Origin of the sequence: Mesorhizobium sp. M1E.F.Ca.ET.041.01.1.1, from assembly GCF_003997355.1 — a bacterium.
Classification (GTDB): domain Bacteria; phylum Pseudomonadota; class Alphaproteobacteria; order Rhizobiales; family Rhizobiaceae; genus Mesorhizobium.
Map to the genome: position 1 here is coordinate 1 of NZ_RZSL01000773.1, position 2,359 is coordinate 2,359.

Consider the following 2,359-nt stretch of genomic DNA (forward strand, 5'->3'; position numbering starts at 1 on the left):
GACCCCGGCAGCCCTGCAGGCGACATCGCTCGGTCAGCCCCAAGTCGTGTTTGAATTCTTTCTCGGACCAAGCTCCGGCGGAAACCCGATCAGTTCACAAGAAAGACAAGCACCAGGAATAGACTTGTCACTGACGAACGAATGCCACGTTCCATTCACCTGGCTGTGTTTTCATGGTGCGCGGAATTTCGTCATGTTGTTTTCGGAACTACAAAAACTCAAGATGACACGGCTAGACGTCGGTTCAGGCGCCTTGCAGCCGACGATTACGGAGCCCGTCGCGTATTAGAATTAGCTTGTGGCGATACTTAAGCTGCCGAGACATTTATTGCTTTCGGCGGCGCCCACCGGTATGTAGCAGGACTTCGCCTGCTGTCTTTCAAGCCACCCGGAGAGTTTCATGACAGAAGAAGCCGATCACAATCTCGACAGCCTCATCGAGCTTACCGCTGATGTCGTCTCAGCCTATATCTCGAATAATCCAGTCCCAGTGGGCGATCTCCCCGCCCTGATCGGCCAAGTGCACGCGGCTTTGAAAAGCACTGCCGGAGGCGTCGCCGCGGCAGAGCCGGAGGCTCTCAAGCCTGCGGTCCCGATCAAGAAGTCGGTGTCGGCGGACTACATCATCTGCCTTGAGGACGGCAAGAAATTCAAATCGCTAAAGCGCCATATTTCAACCCACTATGGGCTTACCCCGGACGAATATCGTACCAAATGGGGCCTGCCGGCAGATTATCCGATGGTCGCGCCGAACTACGCTGCGGCGCGCTCGGTGCTGGCCAAGACAATCGGTCTCGGCCGCAAACCAAAAGAGTCGGAAACGCCGGCGCCGGCGACGCGGACCCGCAAGAAGGTCGCAGCCTGACTTTATCTCTCAAGGGTCGTTTTCCACCGCGCAGCTGCTGCCGGCATGATCCGCGCGGCATAAGAAATTGCGGGGACCAATCCTCCCCGCCTTAGCTCGCGTTCATTCGATCTTGCCGGGACACAGGGAAATTCAGCCAGCTTTGCTGAGGCTGCCGGCAGAGGACTTGCCAGTGCGGCGGTCCTGTTCGATCTCATAGTTGATCTTCTGGCCGTCATTCAGCGTCGAGAGGCCCGCGCGTTCGACAGCGGAAATGTGGACGAAAACATCCTGACCGCCATTGTCGGGCTGTATAATCCCCTTGGTGCTGTTGAAGGGATTTGAACTGCGGACTAACAGATTGAGTTTACTCTCTGCTCGGAACCCGTCGCATCATGGCATTGCGTGAGCGAAGACATAGTTGCGCCACAGATATGCCGGACGCCCCAACCCATCGTTTCTTTCAGCAAAATCAATGCAAGTTAACCCGCCGGCGGCTGCAGCCTCCAGGATCTGTGCGTCAGAGTGCGCATGAAAAACGCCGATCGGCTCACTGGGCATTGGGTCTCGAATGTCAACAGCAAGACGGCCATGCCCCGCTAGAAGATGCGCCATCCTTCGAAAGCCGTCCCTAAGATCGCCGGCGGCGAGCAGCATCAACACCGCCGAGCAAAGAATGAAGTCAAACGGCGGCACCTTGCCCAACCGAGCAAGCGTTGGCAGGCGATCGTCGATCCAGGTTATTCCGCGGACACTATTCGCTTCTCCAAGACGCCGAAATGCGATGGACGGCTCGATTGCTGTGACCTGTAACCCCCGAGCTGCAAGCCCTCGTGCATCGCGCCCACTTCCTGAGCCTATGTCGAGGACCCGGCCTTGAGTCGGAAGATGTTCGGAAAGATTTGGATGGATGACATCGAAGGTGACGGCGTCGTATCGTGGCGCCAAATCCGCAGCCAACTGGTCGTAGTAGGTGACAGAATCGAGTGATCCTTCCGCCTTCATTAGGGGGTTGCCTTGGTGGCGGCGTTCTTTGTGAAATATGCTGCTGGCCCGCAACTCGTCACGAAGGAGCCGAGTGCTGCGAACAGCAGGAGTGCGCAGAAAGTCCCAACGATAATGAAATTTCCCCCAATCTTGCCTTTGCTATCGTAGCTGCGAATGTCAGCGAGCACCCGCTGCATTACATATCGCAGCCGAATGAGCGCGATGATCATCAAAAGATTCGAGATGCCGGCAAATATAAGCAACATCGATCGTGCGCGATCGTTGATATCGAAGCTTGCAACAGCAAACCACAAGCCGCCGGTAAGCGTCATAACTATGAGAGGCGATTGCCAGAGAAATCCATTGAGCGAACGGAAATCCTCACACCGCTGTTCGTAAATCACCTTTTGATCAGGTGGTTCATTCGCTATATCGTTCGACATCTTAAACCTCGCCTTTCGATTCTCTTTAGCATCGAATGCGAGTCCAGTGCGGGAAGATTTTGAAATGGGGCATCCAATCTATCTC

Annotated in this window: 4 protein-coding genes and 1 pseudogene; 2 read left to right on the forward strand and 3 right to left on the reverse strand. The window is 55.4% G+C overall.

What is annotated here, in order from left to right:
* Window positions 1–289, forward strand: a pseudogene (locus EOA38_RS39875) (hypothetical protein); the annotation flags it as partial.
* A gap of 111 nt (window positions 290–400) precedes the next feature.
* Window positions 401–865 (forward strand): MucR family transcriptional regulator, encoded by a 465-nt coding sequence (locus tag EOA38_RS33925; RefSeq protein WP_127221912.1) that lies wholly within the window; start codon window positions 401–403, stop codon window positions 863–865.
* Window positions 866–997: 132 nt separating this feature from the next.
* Here the strand turns inward: EOA38_RS33925 and EOA38_RS33930 are convergent, their stop codons facing one another.
* From EOA38_RS33930 to EOA38_RS33940, 3 genes are read right to left on the reverse strand one after another with little or no spacing between them, the layout of a single operon-like run.
* Window positions 998–1,204, reverse strand: coding sequence for a cold-shock protein (locus EOA38_RS33930; RefSeq protein ID WP_127221916.1), 207 nt, complete (start codon window positions 1,202–1,204; stop codon window positions 998–1,000).
* A gap of 33 nt (window positions 1,205–1,237) precedes the next feature.
* Window positions 1,238–1,849, reverse strand: coding sequence for a class I SAM-dependent methyltransferase (locus EOA38_RS33935; protein ID WP_127221913.1), 612 nt, complete (start codon window positions 1,847–1,849; stop codon window positions 1,238–1,240).
* Window positions 1,849–2,274 carry a hypothetical protein gene (locus EOA38_RS33940; protein WP_127221914.1) on the reverse strand — a complete coding sequence of 142 codons (426 nt, stop codon included), beginning with the start codon at window positions 2,272–2,274 and terminating at the stop codon, window positions 1,849–1,851. Before EOA38_RS33940 ends, EOA38_RS33935 begins: the two co-directional genes overlap by 1 nt.
* Window positions 2,275–2,359: the final 85 nt, after the last annotated feature.